Here is a 19,172-nt window from a genome sequence, read left to right as displayed (position 1 = left end):
TTTTTAGCTAAACTGGGCATTATACAGTTTTTTATAGCGACCATTTTGAGCCATTAATTCTTGATGATTACCACTCTCAACAATTTTCCCTTTAGCCATCACTAAAATATTATCCGCATTGTGGACCGTTGATAAGCGGTGGGCAATCACTAGTGAGGTCTTTTGGTCTAGTAAGTTATCTAAGGAACTTTGAATATGTCTTTCTGACTCATTATCAAGGGAAGCTGTGGCTTCATCTAAAATTAAGACAGGGGCATTTTTAAGAAAAACTCTGGCAATCGCAATCCGTTGTTTTTGTCCTCCAGACAATTTTATGCCTCGTTCCCCGACTTGGGTCTCTAGCCCCTCTTCAAGCTCTTCAATAAAATCTGCTAACTTGGCATCTTTAATCGCTTGGGCAAGTTCTTGACTAGTGGCGTGGGGGCTTCCGTATAAAACATTTTCTAAAATCGTCCCATCGATTAATTCAATGTCTTGAGAAACGACACCGATATGAGTTCTTAAAGAATGCAAGGTAACTTCTTTAATCGATTGTTGATTAATCATAATTTCCCCAGCCGTTGCATCATATAATCTCGTTAGTAAACGGGTCGTCGTCGTTTTCCCTGAGCCTGATGAACCGACTAAGGCTGTGACTTTTCCTCGCGGTAATGTAAAACTGACATCATCTAAAATCTTCCGACCAGTTTGATAACTAAAATTAACGTGCTTAAAACTAATTTCTGACAGCTCACCAGACCAAGTAATGGCCGTAGGACTATCAACAATAAGTGGTGAGACATCATAAATTTCCTTGATTCGTTCATAAGAGACTAAGGACTGTTGGAAACGACTGATCATCTGAGTAAAAGAACGAATTGGACTTTGGAGTAATTTCAAATAAGCTAAATAAGTCACAATATTTCCGATGGTCAATTCCCCTTTAAAGACTTGTAATGTCCCATAGCCTAGTACAATCGCCATGCCAACATAGTTAACTAAGTCAATCGAAGGAGAAAACAATGCTTGATAACGAGTAGCCGTTAATTGATTTTGTTTATTTTCTTCATTAATATTAGAAAAACGCAGCCCTTCAAATTCTTCCGTACCAAAATTTTTAATCAACAACACCGAAGTCAAACTATTTTGGAGATGATTATTTAATTTAGCCGTTGATTGCCGAACATTTCGGTAGGCCGTTTTAATGCGCCGACTAAAAAAATAATTTAATAGATAAAGGATTGGAAAGGTTAACGTAATTAATAAGGTTAAACGCCAGTCTTTCATCAACATAAAGCCTAAAACAAAAACAAAGGTCAGGATGTTACTTAATAAGCCTAAAGTATTTGGAGAAATTAAGTCTTGAATGGTTTTAATGTCACCTGTGAAGCGTGTCATTAAATCGCCAGTTTTTTGAGTTTCAAAAAATTGAAAGTCTTGTTTTAACACATGGCGATACAGTTCTTCACGTAAATTAACGATCGCTGTTTGACTAATCTTACTCATTAAATAAGTGGAAAAGTAACTCAATAAACTTAAACAACTAGCAAATAATAGCAAAAGTAAAATACTATTAATTAGCTGACTAACGGACTGCTGAGGAATAACTTCATCAATTATTTTCTGGGTGATTTGCGGCAGACTGAATTCAAAGAAAGCAATTGAAATTAACGCAATAACACTTATAAGGATATATTGCCACTGGGTTAACACTCGTTTAAAGACAAATTGTAGCATTTCCCAAATTGAACTTTGACTCTTCATAACAACCCCTCCTGTATAATAAATCTCTGTTATATAATACTATACTCTGCTTTATCACCATTGCAATATTTTTGATTAATTTCCCCCTATTTTTAATTCACCATAGCCGTTATTATCAGGTTAAATCCCATTCAAATCATAACTAAAGGATTTTTACCCTATTAAGTATCTTCTCCATCTTTAAAGTTATTCCAAACTCAGAAAACTTCCTTGGGAGTGGTAAATTATACGACCCTTAATTACTAGTTTCTATACTATGATTAGAAGGTAGTTATTTCACAAAGAAAGGTGTGGGGTTATGAGAAGTTTACTCTCAGAAAGAGATTTACGTACCGTCCTTGTATTAGAAATATTAATGAGTAGTGAATGGGTATCATTGACAACACTAACCAATTATTTAAATTGTTCAGAAAAAACCATCCGCAATGACTTAGGCTTAATTTCAACAGAATTTGAAGAAATTGTGATTGAATCTTCGCCACAACTAGGTTATCATCTGGTTCGTTCTAACGCTTTTCCAATTGAAAACACCGTGGACCAAATTATCAATAATACCCTCGTCTTTCAATTACTCCGCTTGTTACTTGAAAGCTCTCATTTTAAATTAACAGAGTTAGAATCATTACTTTTTGTCAGTGCTAATAGTATTCGGAATGTCGTCAAAGACTTTAATCACAAATTAGCAAAAGACCACGTCTCGATTGAAAGTCGGCCTTTTCGAATTGAAGGCGATGAGCGAAAAATCACTTCTCTTTTCTTCATTCGCTTACAACAAAGTTACTTTAGCCGAGGAATGTTGGAAGACGAAATTTTTACTTTTTTGAAAGAGATTATTCCGACACTTTTTACGGACAATCCCGAATTAAAAGATCATTTTTCTGGAGATCTTCATTCTCTGAATATTCTTTTGTACATTCGTTTTTACCGTGAAATAAATGGTCATTCTCATCCTAAGAATCAGTGCGCGGCCTCAATTGACTACAGCTTAATTACTGACAAAGTCATCCTAAAGCGATTTTATCAACTTTTCCATCACGATTTAACGAATGAGTTATTAAATAATATTAGCAATTTTCTCTTAGAAGAAGACACTGCTATCGACTATTTACAATTAATTTTTTCATTTAACCATACTCACGAGTATCTGGAAATTAACCAAACATTACATCCGATGATTCTCCAATTAGCTGACAAACTTATGCTGCCATTTGATGAACAAACTGATTTTAACCAAATTATCCAGCCTAGTTTTAAGCAGTTTACTAATTTTCCTTTTAATTACGAGATTCACCACACCCTCTTAAGAATATTAAAATATGAACACAATTCAATTCTTTCTGAAACACTGGAGTATAAGTATCAGACTTTTTTCAATAATCGCTTATTAATTCAACTAGCTTATCACTTACAAGTTGCTTGGCCAGATTTATTGGAACGAATCACTTTTATTAACAAAAAAATGCACGTTGCCATTTTACTCGTAGCCGACCGGGAAACCAAAGCTTTATTTGAAAACTATTTGATTTTTCATTTTACAAATCAAGTCACTTTTTACTTTTTAGACAACTATACAGACAACGAGTCTCATGATTTGTTAATTACTAATAATTTTGATTACCCACTTACTCAGACTCCCGTTTTAAATATTGCTGGTTTGCCTAATGACTACTTATATCAGCGGATTACTGAGCTTTATCACAGACACCAACAAAAATCGTATCTAGAACGTTTTACTAACAATTAACAATTTCCGACTGAGAACTTTGATTTCTCAGTTTTTTATTTTAATTATTTATTAAGTACTTGTAAATTGATGTTTATCAAACACTGGCTTATACTTAATTAAAATATATCAAAGAAAGAGGTCCAAAATGCGTGAAATCTTATCTACTAAAGACCACCGCCTTATTCAAATTATTGAAATTTTAGTCTCTTCTGATTGGATATCTTTAGGTGATTTAGCAAGTGAATTAGCTTGTTCTGAAAAAACAGTCCGCAATGATTTAAATACCCTGACATCTCATTATTCTGATATCAAAATTGAGACCTCAAACGCCTTAGGTTATCGACTAATCAAAGAGGGGAAAAACCCAGCAGATGACGTCATTAATGATGCTCTTATTGCTCAAATCGTCGCTTTGTTATTAAAAAGTTCTAACTTACGCTCTGCGGATATCGAAGATATTCTTTATGTTACCGCTAATAGTATTCGTGGTGCTATTAATCAGTTTAACGCTTTTTTTGATAAAAACAGTAATGTCGCTATTCAAAATCGGCCTTTTCAATTAACTGGAGATGAACTAACAATTTCAAGCCTACTACTCGTTCGTTCCTTCGAAAGTTACTTTAAAAAATCCCTAGATTATCGCTTAGAGTTTGATATCTTAGAAGAACTGATTGATCGTCTCTTCGTCGAAAACAGCCAGTTAAAAGCGGCTTTCCACGATAATCGCCCTGTCTTGAATTTAGTTTTATACATCCGCTTTTATCGTGAATTTAATCAACACCCCTTACCGAAAAACTCAAGTTACCAGTTTCAAGAGTACCAGTTTTTAGAAGATAAACATTTTCGTGACAATTTCTTCAGTGTCTTCTCTTTTTCGATAGACAACACTGTCTTAAATGCTGTTGTTAACTTTGCCCTCTTTGAGCCTGCTACAGTTAGCTACTTGCGGATGTCATACTTGTTTCCAACACAGAGGGAGTCCGCTCGTTTACGGCGAACTGTTCGAAAACTAATGACCAACATTTCGGAAAAATTTAAGCTCCCGGTCCTGAATGCCCAGGAGTTGACTGCGTTACTTCAACCTCAACCCTTGCCAAAAACTAAGTTAAGCTTAAACTATGAACAACATGAGTTCTTAATGCAAATTTTACACTATGAATTAGAATGTCACTTAACTTCTGAGACTCCTTTTCAATTAAGAGCCCTCTACGAACTCTTTGTCATTCCAGAACTTTCTGCCATTCTCAGCTCAGAGTGGGTAGCACTAAAGGAGGTCTTAAATGAGATTGATTTAACAATGGTCGTTGGTTTTGATGTTGTCGCTAGTCAGCAGCATTACACATTAATCCAGCAGTTTTTCAATTACCATAAAGATCACCGGATTGTCATTAAAGAGCTTGTAGACCAGCCCCAGCGTCTCGATTTCGACGTTTTAATTACTAATTTGAAAAATCCTCGAACAGCTTCCGTTCCTATTATTCATCTTGGTAACTTACCGAATAACGAATATAGCGAGAAACTGCAAACTTTATATACTCTTTTTAAATTAGATCAATATTTAACTTACTCTTAGTGCCATAAAAAACAAAAAACGAGGGAGCTAGCAGCGCTAGTTCCCCCGTTTTTTTAATTTCTCCTGTTTATTTTCTGCAACTAAAAGGGAGGCGTATCTGTTTCAAAATGTCACCTTCAACGTTAACCTTGCCTCAGTTTAACATTCTAGTCACTTGGTGCCTTTGACTAATGCACCTTCAGTTATTTACGAACTTTCTTACGACGCCTTGCTTGCTTTTCTGCTGCGATTTGCGCTTGCTTTTTACGGCGTAAGCTAATAAGTAAGATGATTCCCCCGATAACTAACAAAGCAATAACTGCTCCACCAATGTAGTACAACGTGTAATCTGTCGGTAAATCGACAGCTGATTCGTTTAGTTTATCTGCTTCTGCTCGTTTAATCGTAAATTTCTCATCAAACTCCCAAGTTTGCTTCTCACCATCTTTGGCAGACTTCGGATCTGATGTAGCGACTAATTTCAAACGGTAGTCACCTGCTTTATAGCGTTCGTTACCGATTGGGATTCCAAAATCAAAGGATGAATTCGGCGCCATCCGATAATTTTCTTTCTTCGTTTCATATAAGACGGTTTCATTGTCTGCTTTGTAAATTTTGGCTTCAATCGTAACATTTTCCATTACAACTGAGGTTGGATTTTGTAATGTTGCTTTCGTCGTATTATTTCCCATAATTTGACTAGCAGAAACTTTTAACAGTTCCATGTTTGTCTTAACTGGTGCTTCATTTTCGACTAAAACCACACCTATCGCGTAGTTCATCTCATTCTCAATTTTCATTCCTGAGCTTTGTTTGTCTTGATCTTTCGCTACTTTTTTCTTTGCTTTAACATTGATGCCACCTAAAATCATGCCATCGTAACTTTCTGCTGGCATTTTTATACTAATCTTTGTTTTAACGTCTTTATTAGCTGGTACTTTGACTTCTTTTGGCGTACTGGCAATTGTTGGAAACCCATATAATAAGCTTTTATCAACTTTTTTATCCGGTAAGTTATAGTCAATTAAACCATTGTCATTCGTTGTCGCAGCCGTCAGTGTCACTAAGGCCACCCTTTCTTCATCTGATGAATTAAAAATTTGTAACTCAATTTCTTGTTTTTCCCCTGGCTCCATCATTAAATGATAATAAGAAACTTCTTTATTGAACTGATTTTCCGGTAAAATCGGATTAACAGAAATCGGTGATGCTTCAGCATTTGCAACTTCCCCTACACCTAGTCCCCCAAAGACTGTTAGTAATCCGACGATCATTAATTTTAAGCTATTTTTCTTTTTCAAATGAACACTTCCTTTTAATTTTTAGGTACTTTCTAAGGTTGCCTGGCTTGTACTTAATAACTTCCCTTACTCTTTAATTATAAAGTCAATTTTGATAATTTAGCTTTAGTTTTCTCCCATAACTGCGGTAATAAAACCGAACTATTTACTAAGTCCTTTATCAACCGACAACACCTGACCTTGTTGTTCGTCTCATAAAGACCTGTCTCTTATTAGTTTAAGACACACTAAAAAAATCACTATAAATTATTCGGGTAGTCCGTTACCTACCCGAATAATCAGTCTATTTTAAAATTACAAAGCGGCTGCCAAGGTCCATGTTAAGGTTGCTGTGTATTCTTTGTCTTTTACTTTTTCATCAGAACCAACTGCTTTTAGTTGAACCCCTGAGTTATAACCGTCAGTTGCGCCACCGACAAGATCAGATTGAGAATAGGCGTTATTAAAGACTAATGATGTCTTCGTACTATTTGTACTTTGACCACTTATCGTTTTTAAAATTTGCACATCTTGGTTATCATTTGTAATTAACGTATCGGCTGAAAAACCATCGACACGACTTGTTAAATTAGTACCTGTATGACGTGTATTGAAAATTTGCCCTTCAGTTAAAACAATTGCTGATTTATCTAGCACTAAGTCCCCATCAGCTGAACTTGTTTTAAAGGGTGTTGCGGAAACATGTAGTGTCCAACCATCTGCTGTCCCACCACGAACGTCTTCAACTTGAGCAAAGTGAGCGATATTTTCTGCCTCAGTCACTGTTTTGCTTGTGTATGTTTCAAATGCGGCTTTACCAAAAACTGTTTCTGAGGCAATTTCCATTGTTGTAAAATCAAAATCTGGCACATGGGTTAAACGTAATGGTCCTGTCGTGAAATCCCCACCAGGAACAACAATTTGTTCCTCTTCGGTATCTGGTTTAATGACGTTACCAATACTTCCAGGCCCGGCGACTTCGAAATCAACGCGACCCGTTGTTGAGGCATTTTCCCCAACTGCAGCCGCTTGAGCATTTAATGCTCCGACTGATAATAATAACCCACTTAAAACTAAACTTACGCTAATTGTTGTTTTTTTCATTTTTTCTTGTCCTCTTTTCATTTCATTTTTTTAAGTTAACTGTTATAAACCTGATGTTAATGTCCATGTCATTGTTGCTGTGTATAACACATCTTTTTGTGGCGCAATTCCCGCCGGTTTGACAAACTCAGCCCCATGACTACGTGTTTCTGGTGCATAAGTTGTTTCTTTTTTATAATTTGCGTGGAAAACATTCGATACTTGGTGTCCATTTGTATTGACACCTTTTGAGGCTAAAACTGTTAAAGGCTTAGCAGGCGTTGTCGGAATTACTTCTCCTAAAGCATTACCATTGACTAAATTCCCAGCAACATCGGTATCCCCTAAAGTCGTTGTTAACGTACTCTCGTTTAGTTTCACATGTGAGCCTGTTAACTCGTGATCAGCTGTTTTAAATTCGCTAGCATAGACTGATAGTGTCCAATCGGTAAAATCAGCTGTTGCAAGACCACGGTTATCTGTCACTTGGACAAACGTTGGGATGGCTTTGCCAGTCGGTTGGTTAGCTTTGTCTTTGTAAGGAATCACTAAGACATCTTCAACCATCTTGGCAGAACTAATGCCTTTTTTAACACCAAATTTAAAATCTGGCACGAATTGAATCCGTAGGGGACCTCTTGTTGTTCCACCATCTTCTGGCGTAATGATTTCTTGATCCTCTTCCTCTTCTTCGTCGGGATTAGGTTTAATAACTTCCCCTTCTTCATCTTCGTCTGTCGTAAATTTAATTTCACCAGCTGTTGGTAATGGGGCTGGGTCGGCTGCAAAAGCCGTCACGCCTCCTAATAAACTTGAGCTGAAAAGACCTAATAGCGCTGTTGTTAAAATAACTTTTTTCATTTTTATTCCTACTTTCATATGTGTTTTTGGGATTATCTGCTTAAATTCCCGTTGTTAGTGTCCAAGTGATTTTAGACTCATAAGGATCTAACTCAGCTGGCGCAACTGGGGTGATCGTCGGGATGTCTTTATTCGTTTTTGTAAAGACTACCTCTTCATTTTTAGCTGTTGCTAGATAATCTAAGTTATCTTTATCGTAAGTTGAACTAAGTATTAATGATGTTTGAGTTCCATTTGTCGAGTGGACTTTTTCATTACTTTTAGTCATCATCACCGGTAGTGCATCTGCCATCCCCGTTGGAATAACTAATTTTCCAGTTCCAACATTACTGACCCCTTTAAACGTATCGACCCGATTTTTAATTTCAGCTTCTGAAAAGACGTTATTAGATAGGCGACCATCTGTTAAGGCAATCGTCGCAAAAGGTAATTCGTCCCCAGTTTTACGTTTAAATGTTGTTCCTTTAACAGTTAATGTAAAGCCTTCATTTGTGCCTCGCGTATCGCTGACTTGTAAGAAGTGAGGCATGTAGTACTCCCCGTCTTTACCGACGGGTTGATTTTTATACCGATATTTCATATAAGTTGGGGCATATGTTTCCTCACCCGTTTTAATTTTTTGATGCCCAAAGTTGAAATCTGGCACAAACTGAATCCGTAAATTACCAGTCGTTGAACTGCCTTCTTCTGTTTCGATTGGCTCCTCTGTTTCTGGTTTAATAATTTCCCCGGCTGGATCTGTTTCGACTTCAAAGTCAATTGTGCCATCAGTCATAGCACTGCCTCCCTCTGCTGCCATGGCTGTACTAGCTACTCCTAGTAAAATTAAACCACAGACTGACAAACCGATTAATTTAGATACTTTCATCATAATCCTCCTCTTTTTTATAGACCTTGAACTAGTGACCATTGAATGGCTGCCACATATTCAACATCGGCTAAAACTAACTGACCTTCTGGCACAGTTAATGTCACCTGATTATTACGTTTAACTTTGTCTTGATCGACCACTGCTTGATCTGAATGACCGTAATGAACTTGCCATTTATTGTAACCCTTGTTAGTGTCAGCTTTCATAACGGAAGCGACACCTAGGTGGTCTTTACCGATTGAGAATGAGGACGTTGCTGTTGGTGCCGCCTCAGGTTTAGTTTCCATTCCGTTTAACCCACGTAAGGCTGCCCCATTAAATGTTATTGCCCCTTCAATGTTACCTTTTGCTGATTTAAAAATACCGTCACTTTGAACTGTTACTTCCCAACCACGCAACGAGCCTGTTTCATCCGCAACTTCTACAAAACTTGCTCGTGGTGTTTCGACTTTACTTTCAGAATCAATGACCGTTTCTAAAAGAGCTGAAATAACTTGGCCTTTGGCATCAATTTCATTTATACCAAATGACAGTTGTGGGACATGATTTAAACGTAATGGCCCGCCAGGATAAACAACAGGTGGTTTTGTTGGATCAGTTGGATCAATTGGTTCTGGTTTTTCATCTTCCGGATCAACTGGATCGACTGGTTTAAGATCATTCGCTGCTTTAAACTGGACGTCCCCTCTAGTTGTAACCTTTTGTGATAAAGGCTCAGCTGCTAGGGCAACACTACTAGCTAATAGCCCTCCTAATAGTAATGATGAGATTAATGTTACTTTTGCTAATGTCTTTTTCATCTGTCTAACTCCCTCTTTGATATTTTTATAATGCGTCTGTTAAGACCCAGGTTAAGCTTGTCTGATAGCGGCCAACTTCTGGCACACCTTCATCTGGCACAATCAAGCGAATACCACTACTCAAGTCGCCACTTTTACCGAGATAGATATTCCAAGTGCTCACACCAGTACCAGGTTCAGCATTTAGAATTTCATGGCTTTGACCATCTTCTAACAACAATTGATTTTTCTTTAAACCAGTTGGCTTGTCAGGAAAGCCGTACATGGATTCCACATTCCCAGCTGAAATAACTATAGAACTACCTGTTAACTTGGCACCATTTTGTTTCTTGAGTGGTCCATTCTGTTTAACACTCAAACGCCAACCACTTGCGGTTCCTCTTAAATCAGTTATTTGAACAAAGTTCGGTACTGTTTTTAGCTCCTTTGTGCTAGCTACAGTAATTTGATCATTTTGGGCATAAAAAACTTGCTCCCCTAAAGCTTTCTTTTGCTTGCCAAATTCCAAATTTGACGCATAATTAATACTTAATGGACCTTCTGTCGGTGGGCGATTCGCCTCAATTTCCTCACCTTCTCCCGGATCCACTGGCCTAATCGGCTTAGTATTAGCCTTGAATGTCACGTCTGCCTCAGAAGTCAAGTCGTTCCCAGCTGCTAAATAAGTGGTTCCTGAAAACAAACAACTAGCTAGGATGATACATACCACTGCGCTTTCATTTAATTTCATTGTTCAACACCTCATTTTTCCGAACACACAACAATGACATCACGCTGATTGAAGTAAGCACACCTAAGATTATCCACTTTCGATCATTATTAGTGCTAGTTTGTGGCAACCTAATGACTTTTTTTATTGGTTCATGGGCTGCTTTTCTTGGCGGTTTGATTGGCTTTGAATTTCCAGTGATTTCAGTAAACTCAACGCCAACATCAACATCGGTCTCAACAGCGTGACTGACTGTCGCCAAACCAACAAGTAATACTAAAACAATTACTTGAGCGACCATTAGCTTTTTGATAACTTTCATCCACACCCTCCTCATTCATAATTACTACCTTTTTCGTACTGTTCGGAAATCAGCTACCATTTAACTTTACTGTAATTCCTAAATGATTAAAATACTTTAAAGGTCCCTCGCTGTGGTAATAAAATGAACTTTGACCTTCTTATTGTCTGTTTCAGACCTTGTTTATAGTGTTATCACCAGCATCGCCTTGTTGCTTGATGTACTTATGAACAGTTCCTAAAGCGACACCTGTTAATTCACTAATTTCGCGATAACTCATCTTCTTTTTACTATGGTAGAAAATAATTTCATTGATTTTTTCACTTGTTAAACTCGGTCTACCGAGCTCTCCTCGCCTTCCAATACGACTACTTCTTCCTCCTCTTTGTTGTCTAATCACAGCTAAATCAATTTCTATCCCTAAGCTTAAAATTTGGCTCAACATCAAGTTCTGACTTTCCAAACTATTAATATTTTCTTCAATTGAATAAACAGCAATCCCTTCTTCGGTCAATTGATTTAAAAACATGCTCAATTCATTGATTCTTTTATTAATATTAGCAAAATTACAAACAACTAGTTCCATCCCCATCTTTAAATGATTAACAAGTCGCATTAATTCAAGGCCTTCCTCAGTTTCAATAAAAACTTGAACACACCCATATTGAATAAGTGTATTTAAATTTTTAGCTAGTTCTTGTTCGTTTAGATTTTTTTGAATATAACCTATTTTCCCCATATCCTTCTCCCTCAACTTCGATGTTTCATGTATCATATTTTTTCTGAATGAACTTCTTTGTTCACAATTCTATCCTATTACTAAATTCATTGTAAGTCCTAATCGAACACTCGCACAGTTGGAAATATGCCCTAGGTGTGGTAACTTTTTAAACATCACTCTTTAATTATGCTATTTCTCACGTAACTTAATGCAAAAAAACTAACGACAAGCCAAAGCTTATCGTTAGTTTTAATTATCTATTTGACTACTGTGATTAATTTATTCAATCACATCTCGGACTGTCCATTGAATTGTCCCCTCATAGCTATTAGTGGCACTTGGTGCTTCGCCACCTGACATGTCTAATTTCAATCCTTCTGCCTCTGCCACTTTCCCCCATAAATCGGAGATATTAAATTCAAAAGTGGTATTTTTGCCATCATTGTCATAGATTGGCTGAGGCAAGTTGCTTAAAGTCAGTGGGGTTTTTTTATGATAATATTTTAAAGCACCTGTCCTAACGTCACTGCCATTAGTCATGTCACTAATGATGTGGGCTGTCACATCCCAGTTAGTCCGTTTGATGCGCGTGTCTTGAACTAAGAGTGGTGTTTGCATGTCATTTTTATCAACTGCTACTTCTTTTTGGTAATCACTGACATTGACACTCCCAAAATTAACGCCATCTGGTGCAGAGACTAATGTTAGGCCCCCTAAGACTGTTGAGATAACATCTTTTGATCGCACTTCAGCTGCTGTCATATTATTTGAATAGCTCGCTGTTGCGGTCCCGTTGACAATAATTTTCGTCTCGGCTAAGGCATCTTTTTTAACCGTTGCCTTAAATGTTAAAATTAAGTTCTCACTTCGATCAATTGTTAAATTAGTTAAGGTCGCTTTCACTTCTTTTTTTACTGGGTCATAGCTACCTGTGCCAGCAACCGTTCCATCTTTTGTTAAGAAAGTAATTTCTTCAGCACTTTCTAAGTAATCACCAATATTTTCTGTTACAGTCACTGTTTGATAAGTAGCAACTGCTGGTGTTTCAGGTTTAAAGAGACTTTCTAAGGTTACTCTATAAGTCAAGACTTGGTTATTCTTAACTGTTTTGCCATCTAAAGAAGGATTTAAACTATCTAATACTTCTTGTTTCAACGTGAAACGGCCTTCTTTATAAATATAAGTAATGGTTTGTGTCCCGACTTTATATTTTAAGGTTTCTGGCGGTTCCACTTTATCTAAAATATACCCAGCAATGTCCTTAACTTCTGGCGTAATTGTGGTCCCTGTTTTGCCTTGTAACGTCACTTCATCAGCTAGCGGTTTTTTATCTTTATCGACGTATTTAATTAACGCAAAACCATAGGGGATTTCTTTGATTTTAACATCGAAGGTGGCTTCTACCTCCTCTAAAGGATCATCATCAAAGTCGACACCATTAAAAACAACCCGGTTAGTTAATAATTTGTCACTTGCTTCTGGTAAGACTTGGACTTTGTAACGAATCACTGTTTTCTCTGGTTCCAGTTCTTCCGCCTCAACTAGTAGCTTACGCGTACCTTCAGTATAGACAACGTCAACGTCTAAGTCTTTCGTTGTCATCGGCTTCCCGTTAAGATAAGTATCAACCTTAACGTACTCTGGTTTTGATAAGCCCTCTGGCAACACATCTTCTAACACCGTATCAAAAATCGATGTCGGCGTGTCTACAGTAATTGAATATTCAAGAAAATCATCAACATTACTATTAGCAATGTTTGAGGTCGTGATGTTTTTCGCTGTTTTCGTCACTTTAGGTGGCATGGCATTTGCTGTCGTAATTGATTGTTCAAAACGAGCCATATAGATTTGAGCCGGTGGTGTCTCTTTCAAATTCCATCGTAGTGCGACAGCCGGATGGCTGTCATCTTCATACTTTTTTTGGAAGCCTGGATCTACTGTTCCTGGCGTCGTGAAGTTGGCATACATATTAACATGATATTTCGCTTTTTCCCAAATTGGTTCACCCCATAAGCCATTGCCAAAAAGGGCATCTGGTTGGTTATCATAGCCATCGGTATGATATTTTAACAAGTAGTCATAGCCATCTGAAACTTTCTTCTGTTCAAAATAAGAACCTTGATAGTTTCCTAAAGAATACAAATTAGACCGATCATGCAGTGTGTTAATATCCACGTGAATACCATAGGCTAAAGCCATTTCTCGCGACTTACTAAGGGCATTAACATAAGTTGTTTCCATTGTTACCCGACCTTTAACGCCTTTTGGTGCTAATTTGACCCGGACATAGCCATCAATACTTTTATTTGATGAATTATAAGAAACCCCATAAGCGTAGACCTCATAACCTTTTTTATACATGATCAAGACTTGTGGCATTTCACCACCATTAAGTGGTTTCACATTACCAACATGGGTTAGTAGTTCTGAAAAAGCATAACCACTTTGATAGGAACCTGCTCCAAACCCTGCCGGATAGACTGAGCTAATCCAGATTGGCTCATCCCCCTCTGTAATTTTAGAAGGCTCAATCACAACTTGCGTTCCGTACAGTGGAATGACTGAATCGACACCAGCAATCGTTGGCAGCGTAGGAATCCCCGTTGCCCATTTTACATTTAATATTTTTTCAATCGGCATATTTTTTTCTGGTAATATGGCATAAGCATGGTCTCGACGAAAAGGGGCTTGAGTAGAACCTGTTGGGACTTTTTCAGTTGATGTGTTACTGACTTTTCGATAATTTGACATGGCACCAAAAATAAAATTATACTTACGGCCATCCTTCAATTTAGTTGGAAACTCGACAGGGGAATTAATCGTCATGCGTGTAAAGGAGTCATCGATCATATTCGCGGTCTCATCTAAAGCTTCAAAAGGAAAATCTTCAATCGTCTCAAAATCAGTGATTTTGGCATCTAGTGGGACTTTCACACCATTTGGTGCAATGGCGTATTCTTTGCCTTCTAAGCCCTTCAGAATTTTTTTAGAATCACCCTCCTCTCTTTCTGTCTCTTGTGTTTCTGAAGTTGCTAACAGCTCTTCTTTTGTGGCAGATACTTCCTCACTTTTTGTTGCTTCTTTTACTTGACTTGTCTCAGTATCTTTAGCATTTAACTTAGTTGGTATCCGCGTCAACGTCACAAAACTTAGCAAGACAATACTCAGACTTAGCAAAATAAAAATGCTCAATTTCTTACCTGTTGTTTTCATTATCGATTCCCATTCCCTTCTCTTTTATATTTATTTCAAGTTACGGTTTAATAGTCATCGTTTATTTATTATACACCTGTTTATTGAACAAAAACAACATTTTTTTGTTTTTTACGTTAAATAACAACAGCTATTTAAGTTGATTCTACGGCTGTACAGCGTTTTTTTATAACTGACACTAGTTTTTGATGTTATTTACCATCGATCATAAACCGATTAAAAGAACGCGGTTTTTGAACGTTAAAAGACATAAAAACCGATATTAATAATAATATCGGTTTTTATGTCTTTTATATATTATTCACCTTGTTTTTTAACGGTTTAATTAACTGATCCCAAGCAAAACTCTCAATATCTTTTTCCGATAGTGCCTGAATGGCGATGACTAGACCTTCTTCTTCTAAGACATGAATCATTTGACCGTATTTTCCGGCTGCTAAATAGGACAGACCGTCTTTGCCGCGCCAAAATTGATACCCGTAGCCTTGATTAGGCCAATCTTTGACAAATTGATTTTTAGTTGCAGCTTGGATGTAACTTTCAGAAACAATTCTGTGGCCTTGATAGCTGCCTTGATTGAGTAACATTTCCCCGATTCTCGACATCTCATCAATGGTTAAAAATAAACCATTGGCACCAGTCGTATGACCCATCGGACAGACAAACCAGTCAGGACTTAAAATATCTAGTTTAGCAAAAAATCGTTCTTCTAAATAACTAGCTAGATTAACACCGGCTTTCTTTTCAATTAAACAGCTAAGTATATATGTATTAAAGTTTGAGTATAAAAAATTAGTTCCCGGCTGATGAGCGAATTCGGCTTTAAAAAAATGCCCCACCCAGTCCTTAATCCCATAACGCTCTGGCGTACTAAAGAAAAACAGTGGGTCTTTCAAACCACAAGTCATTTTTAACAAGTCTTCTACCGTTATCTCGTAAACATAGGGACTAGCATCTTCTGGAATACTCTCTTGAAAACTATCGGCTATTTTTTCATCTAAGCGAAGCAAGCCTTCATCGATAGCGATACCTACCCCTATTGAAGTAATACTTTTACTTGCTGAAAAAGTATGTAAGCGTTCCTGGTCATTAAAACGGTTATAAAAAGCCTTGGTTTCACCTTTTTCGGTAATTTTAACCCCATTTATAACGTATTGTTCTGCTTGAGCTTTCTTAATAAAGGCCTCTAAAATCTTTTCCATACACGTCTCTCCTATCATTAATTATATGAAAAACTACCGACTTTTGGCCCTCGACTATCTGTCCCCAGATAAACATCGTAGTTCCCTTGATCTGCTTGACGAGATAAATCTGAGTGAATGTAATTCAAATCAGCAACGCCTAACTCAATCACAACTGTTTTTTCTTCGCCAGGCTCTAAAGTTACTTGTTTAAATTGTTTTAATTCTCGTTCTGGCCGAGCAACTTCGGCAACTAAGGTTTGAACATAACATTGGAGTGTTTCGGTAGTCTTGACAGTACTTTGATTTTTTAGTGTGACATCAAAAGTCAAATTAGTCTCTTCAGTCATTCTTTGACTGCTTTGTTTAATCTCTGTGATATCAATTTGTCCATAAGTTAGACCATAACCGAAAGGATACAGCGGTTCATTTGAAATATCCATGTAACGTGAGACATACTTCTCATCTCTGTTCCATTCTCTGACTGGACGACCAGTCGTTAACTTATTGTAGTAAATCGGGACTTGGCCAACGTTAACTGGAAAGCTCATTGGTAACTTACCACTAGGATTAATTTTACCTAATAAGACGTCTGCCACACTATGACCAGCTTGAGTTCCTGGGAACCAAGCTTCTAAAATCCCTTGGCTAAAGGCTTTAATCGGACCAAGTTCTAATGGCCGACCATTAATTAAGACAACTACAATCTGTTGATTGACGTCATAAATCGCTTTTAACAACCTTAACTGGGACTCTGGTAATGACAATGTGGATTTACTAGCAGCTTCACCTGTTTCAGTTGAGCTTTCACCTAAAGCTAAAACAACTTTATCAGCCTTTTTAGCAGCGGCTAGTGCCTGTGCTAACTCTGGCTCACTTAACTCCGTCAATGAGCTAACAGGTACTACCGTGACTTGCTCATGGGCACTCCTCAAGCCCTCAGCAATCGTTACTGCATCTTCTGGTGCATCAATCCACGACCATGCACCTAATAGATCGTGAGAAGCCGCTTTTGGTCCGATTAAGGCAATTGTTTCAGTTTCTTTCAAAGGGAGAATCTGCTCTTGATTCTCGATTAAAACCATTGATTCTGCACCTATCCGGCGAGCTTTACTTTGAATCTCAGCTGAAAAAGTGACTTCTTCTGTGATTTCATGTAAGCCGCGATAAGGGTCTTCAAATAAACCTAACTCATTTTTTAGTTCTAAGATTTTTAGGACGGCTTGATCTAGTTCAACTTCTAAACTTGGTTCCTTCGCAATCAGATCAGCTAAATGACGATGATAGTTATCCGTCATCATATCAATATCGACACCTGCTTTGAACGCTTTAGTCGTTGCCTGTTTGCCGTCGGCGGCAACGCCGTGGGGAATTAATTCTCCTACAGCTCCCCAGTCAGAAATCACGACTCCTGCAAAACCTAGTTGTTTTTTTAAGACGTCTGTCATTAACCATTTATTAGCCGTTGCCGGTACCCCATGAACGGTGTTAAAAGCTGTCATAACTAGCTTAACACCTGCATCGATGGCAGCTTGAAAAGGCGGTAAATAATTTTGCCATAAGTTTAAAGTCGAAATATCCACTGTGTTATAATCTCGACCAGCTTCAGCAGCTCCGTAACCGACAAAGTGTTTAACACAGGCAGCAATTTTTTGCTTATTGGTTTTTAAATCCCCGGCTTGCCCTTGGTAACCTTTGACAAAAGCCGTAGCGTATTGACTTGTTAAATAAGGATCTTCACCCATACTTTCCATGACTCTACCCCAACGTGGGTCTCTCACTAAGTCAACCATCGGTGAGAATGTGGCATGAACCCCTGCTTCTTGGCTTTCGATAGCTGATAAACTAGCGACTTCTTCGACTAAACTAGGGTTCCATGACGCAGCTAAGCCTAAAGGTACTGGGAAAATCGTCCGGTAACCATGAATCACATCTGCCATAAAGATTAAAGGAATCCCTAAACGATTATGTTTTAAATGATACTCTTGAATCGCCATCACTTCATCTTTAGTATGGGTTCCTAGAACAGAACCAAGACGACTCAAATCTTCTTTGGTCATCCCCATCTCACTAATCGGACCAGTATTTTCCCCTTCTGCTTCGACTTCATCAAAATAAAGCGGAGTCAGTTGGACAAGTTGTCCAACTTTCTCTGCTATCGTCATTTCTGTAATTAACTTATTTAATTTCTTATTTTCCATCATTACCCACCTTTTCCTGAGCTAATAGGGCTTTGTATGTTGCGCCAATAATCCCTGCTTGATTTAAAAATTGGCAAGGTTGGATTTCTGGTAGCGTCACTGTTTTCATGTCTCGGTGTTGGGCTTTCAACTCGTGAACTCGTCTCGTTAATTCAGCCATAAATGCTTGGTTACCACTAATCGCTCCACCAATTAAGATGATTTCAGGATCAAAAGAAACAGCCATATTAAAAATACCAATGGCTAAACGATCATAAAAATCAGCCACTACTTGATTAGCTAAAGCTTCACCTTGGCCAACTAAAGCAAAGATTTCTTCACCATTTAAATAGTCACTTTCAATCAAATTTGCGGCTTCTCCGTATTTATTAACAACCCCACAGCCAACTGAACCAGTTAGACTTAACGTTGCCATCCGGGAATCCTTGTTTACGATTGGTTCAACCATCATAAAACCAAATTCGCCGGCAGTAGCGTGACCACCACGGAATAGTTGATCATTTATAATAATTCCCCCACCAATGCCTGTGCCAACTACTACAGCTAACAGGTGGTGATAATCTTGACCTGCCCCTAACCATTTCTCCGCTAGAGCTGCACAGTTAGCGTCATTTTCCACAGTTACTGGTAGATCTAAACGAATTTCTAATTCTTCTTTTAAATTAATCCCGTAAAAATCATGAATGGCTCCACCCGTTACCATAAAGCCGTTATCTAAAATAATTCCTGGGGCACTGACTCCCACGGCTGTCACTTCATAGTCTTTCTGATAAGTTGTGACAATCTTATTAATCTCCGCGAAAATACTTTCACCATTATTAGCGGTCTTAACATGGCTATCTATCACAATTTGACCACTACCAGTGACTAAACCATATTTTATATTTGTTCCACCAATATCAATTCCTACGTAATATTTCATAAAAACAC

General features: G+C 37.7%; 15 protein-coding genes. 2 read left to right on the top strand and 13 right to left on the bottom strand.

Translation table 11 applies throughout. The annotated features are described in order from the left end of the window. Positions 1–3 precede the first annotated feature (3 nt). A complete protein-coding gene (locus CBF35_RS06505) occupies positions 4–1,743 on the bottom strand; it encodes an ABC transporter ATP-binding protein (protein WP_244922570.1) in 1,740 nt (579 codons plus the stop codon). Positions 1,744–2,041: 298 nt separating this feature from the next. On the opposite strand from CBF35_RS06505, the gene CBF35_RS06500 reads away from it, so the two are divergent. Beyond that, positions 2,042–3,487: an AcpB/EbpR/MafR family transcriptional regulator gene (locus tag CBF35_RS06500; RefSeq protein WP_126779306.1), complete on the top strand. Its 1,446-nt coding sequence runs from the start codon at positions 2,042–2,044 to the stop codon at positions 3,485–3,487. A 127-nt stretch (positions 3,488–3,614) separates the two neighbouring features. Beyond that, positions 3,615–5,042 carry a helix-turn-helix domain-containing protein gene (locus CBF35_RS06495; protein WP_126779304.1) on the top strand — a complete coding sequence of 476 codons (1,428 nt, stop codon included), beginning with the start codon at positions 3,615–3,617 and terminating at the stop codon, positions 5,040–5,042. Positions 5,043–5,224: 182 nt separating this feature from the next. On the opposite strand, the gene CBF35_RS06490 is transcribed toward CBF35_RS06495, so the two are convergent. From CBF35_RS06490 to CBF35_RS06435, 12 genes are all read right to left on the bottom strand, one after another. Then, positions 5,225–6,322: a WxLIP family cell surface protein gene (locus tag CBF35_RS06490; RefSeq protein WP_126779302.1), complete on the bottom strand. Its 1,098-nt coding sequence runs from the start codon at positions 6,320–6,322 to the stop codon at positions 5,225–5,227. Between the two features lie 294 nt (positions 6,323–6,616). Beyond that, a complete protein-coding gene (locus tag CBF35_RS06485) occupies positions 6,617–7,405 on the bottom strand; it encodes a WxL domain-containing protein (protein ID WP_170174729.1) in 789 nt (262 codons plus the stop codon). A gap of 42 nt (positions 7,406–7,447) precedes the next feature. Continuing rightward, a complete protein-coding gene (locus CBF35_RS06480; protein ID WP_170174728.1) occupies positions 7,448–8,245 on the bottom strand; it encodes a WxL domain-containing protein in 798 nt (265 codons plus the stop codon). A gap of 40 nt (positions 8,246–8,285) precedes the next feature. After that, positions 8,286–9,113 (bottom strand): WxL domain-containing protein, encoded by an 828-nt coding sequence (locus CBF35_RS06475; protein ID WP_170174727.1) that lies wholly within the window; start codon positions 9,111–9,113, stop codon positions 8,286–8,288. Between the two features lie 17 nt (positions 9,114–9,130). Further along, the gene (locus tag CBF35_RS06470; RefSeq protein ID WP_126779294.1) at positions 9,131–9,916 is read right to left on the bottom strand and encodes a WxL domain-containing protein; all 786 of its coding nucleotides are present in this window, start codon (positions 9,914–9,916) and stop codon (positions 9,131–9,133) included. A gap of 25 nt (positions 9,917–9,941) precedes the next feature. Beyond that, on the bottom strand, positions 9,942–10,646 hold the full coding sequence (locus CBF35_RS06465) for a WxL domain-containing protein (RefSeq protein WP_126779292.1): 705 nt from the start codon (positions 10,644–10,646) through the stop codon (positions 9,942–9,944). Continuing rightward, entirely contained in the window at positions 10,633–10,947 is a 315-nt protein-coding gene (locus CBF35_RS06460) for a hypothetical protein (protein WP_126779290.1), read from the bottom strand. Before CBF35_RS06460 ends, CBF35_RS06465 begins: the two co-directional genes overlap by 14 nt. Positions 10,948–11,098: 151 nt before the next feature. Further along, positions 11,099–11,665 carry a recombinase family protein gene (locus CBF35_RS06455; protein WP_170174726.1) on the bottom strand — a complete coding sequence of 189 codons (567 nt, stop codon included), beginning with the start codon at positions 11,663–11,665 and terminating at the stop codon, positions 11,099–11,101. Positions 11,666–11,926: 261 nt separating this feature from the next. After that, on the bottom strand, positions 11,927–14,860 hold the full coding sequence (locus CBF35_RS06450) for a MucBP domain-containing protein (protein WP_126779286.1): 2,934 nt from the start codon (positions 14,858–14,860) through the stop codon (positions 11,927–11,929). 290 nt (positions 14,861–15,150) lie between these two features. Then, positions 15,151–16,062, bottom strand: a complete 912-nt coding sequence (locus tag CBF35_RS06445; RefSeq protein ID WP_170174725.1) for a serine hydrolase domain-containing protein — start codon at positions 16,060–16,062, stop codon at positions 15,151–15,153. 17 nt (positions 16,063–16,079) lie between these two features. Beyond that, positions 16,080–18,242: a glycoside hydrolase family 3 N-terminal domain-containing protein gene (locus CBF35_RS06440; protein WP_126779282.1), complete on the bottom strand. Its 2,163-nt coding sequence runs from the start codon at positions 18,240–18,242 to the stop codon at positions 16,080–16,082. Continuing rightward, positions 18,232–19,164: an ROK family protein gene (locus CBF35_RS06435; RefSeq protein ID WP_126779280.1), complete on the bottom strand. Its 933-nt coding sequence runs from the start codon at positions 19,162–19,164 to the stop codon at positions 18,232–18,234. The genes CBF35_RS06440 and CBF35_RS06435 overlap by 11 nt, the downstream gene beginning before the upstream one ends. Positions 19,165–19,172 lie beyond the last annotated feature (8 nt).

Origin of the sequence: Vagococcus salmoninarum, assembly GCF_003987495.1 — a bacterium.
Lineage (GTDB): Bacteria > Bacillota > Bacilli > Lactobacillales > Vagococcaceae > Vagococcus_D > Vagococcus_D salmoninarum.
This window is presented reverse-complemented; position numbering and strand designations above follow the sequence as displayed.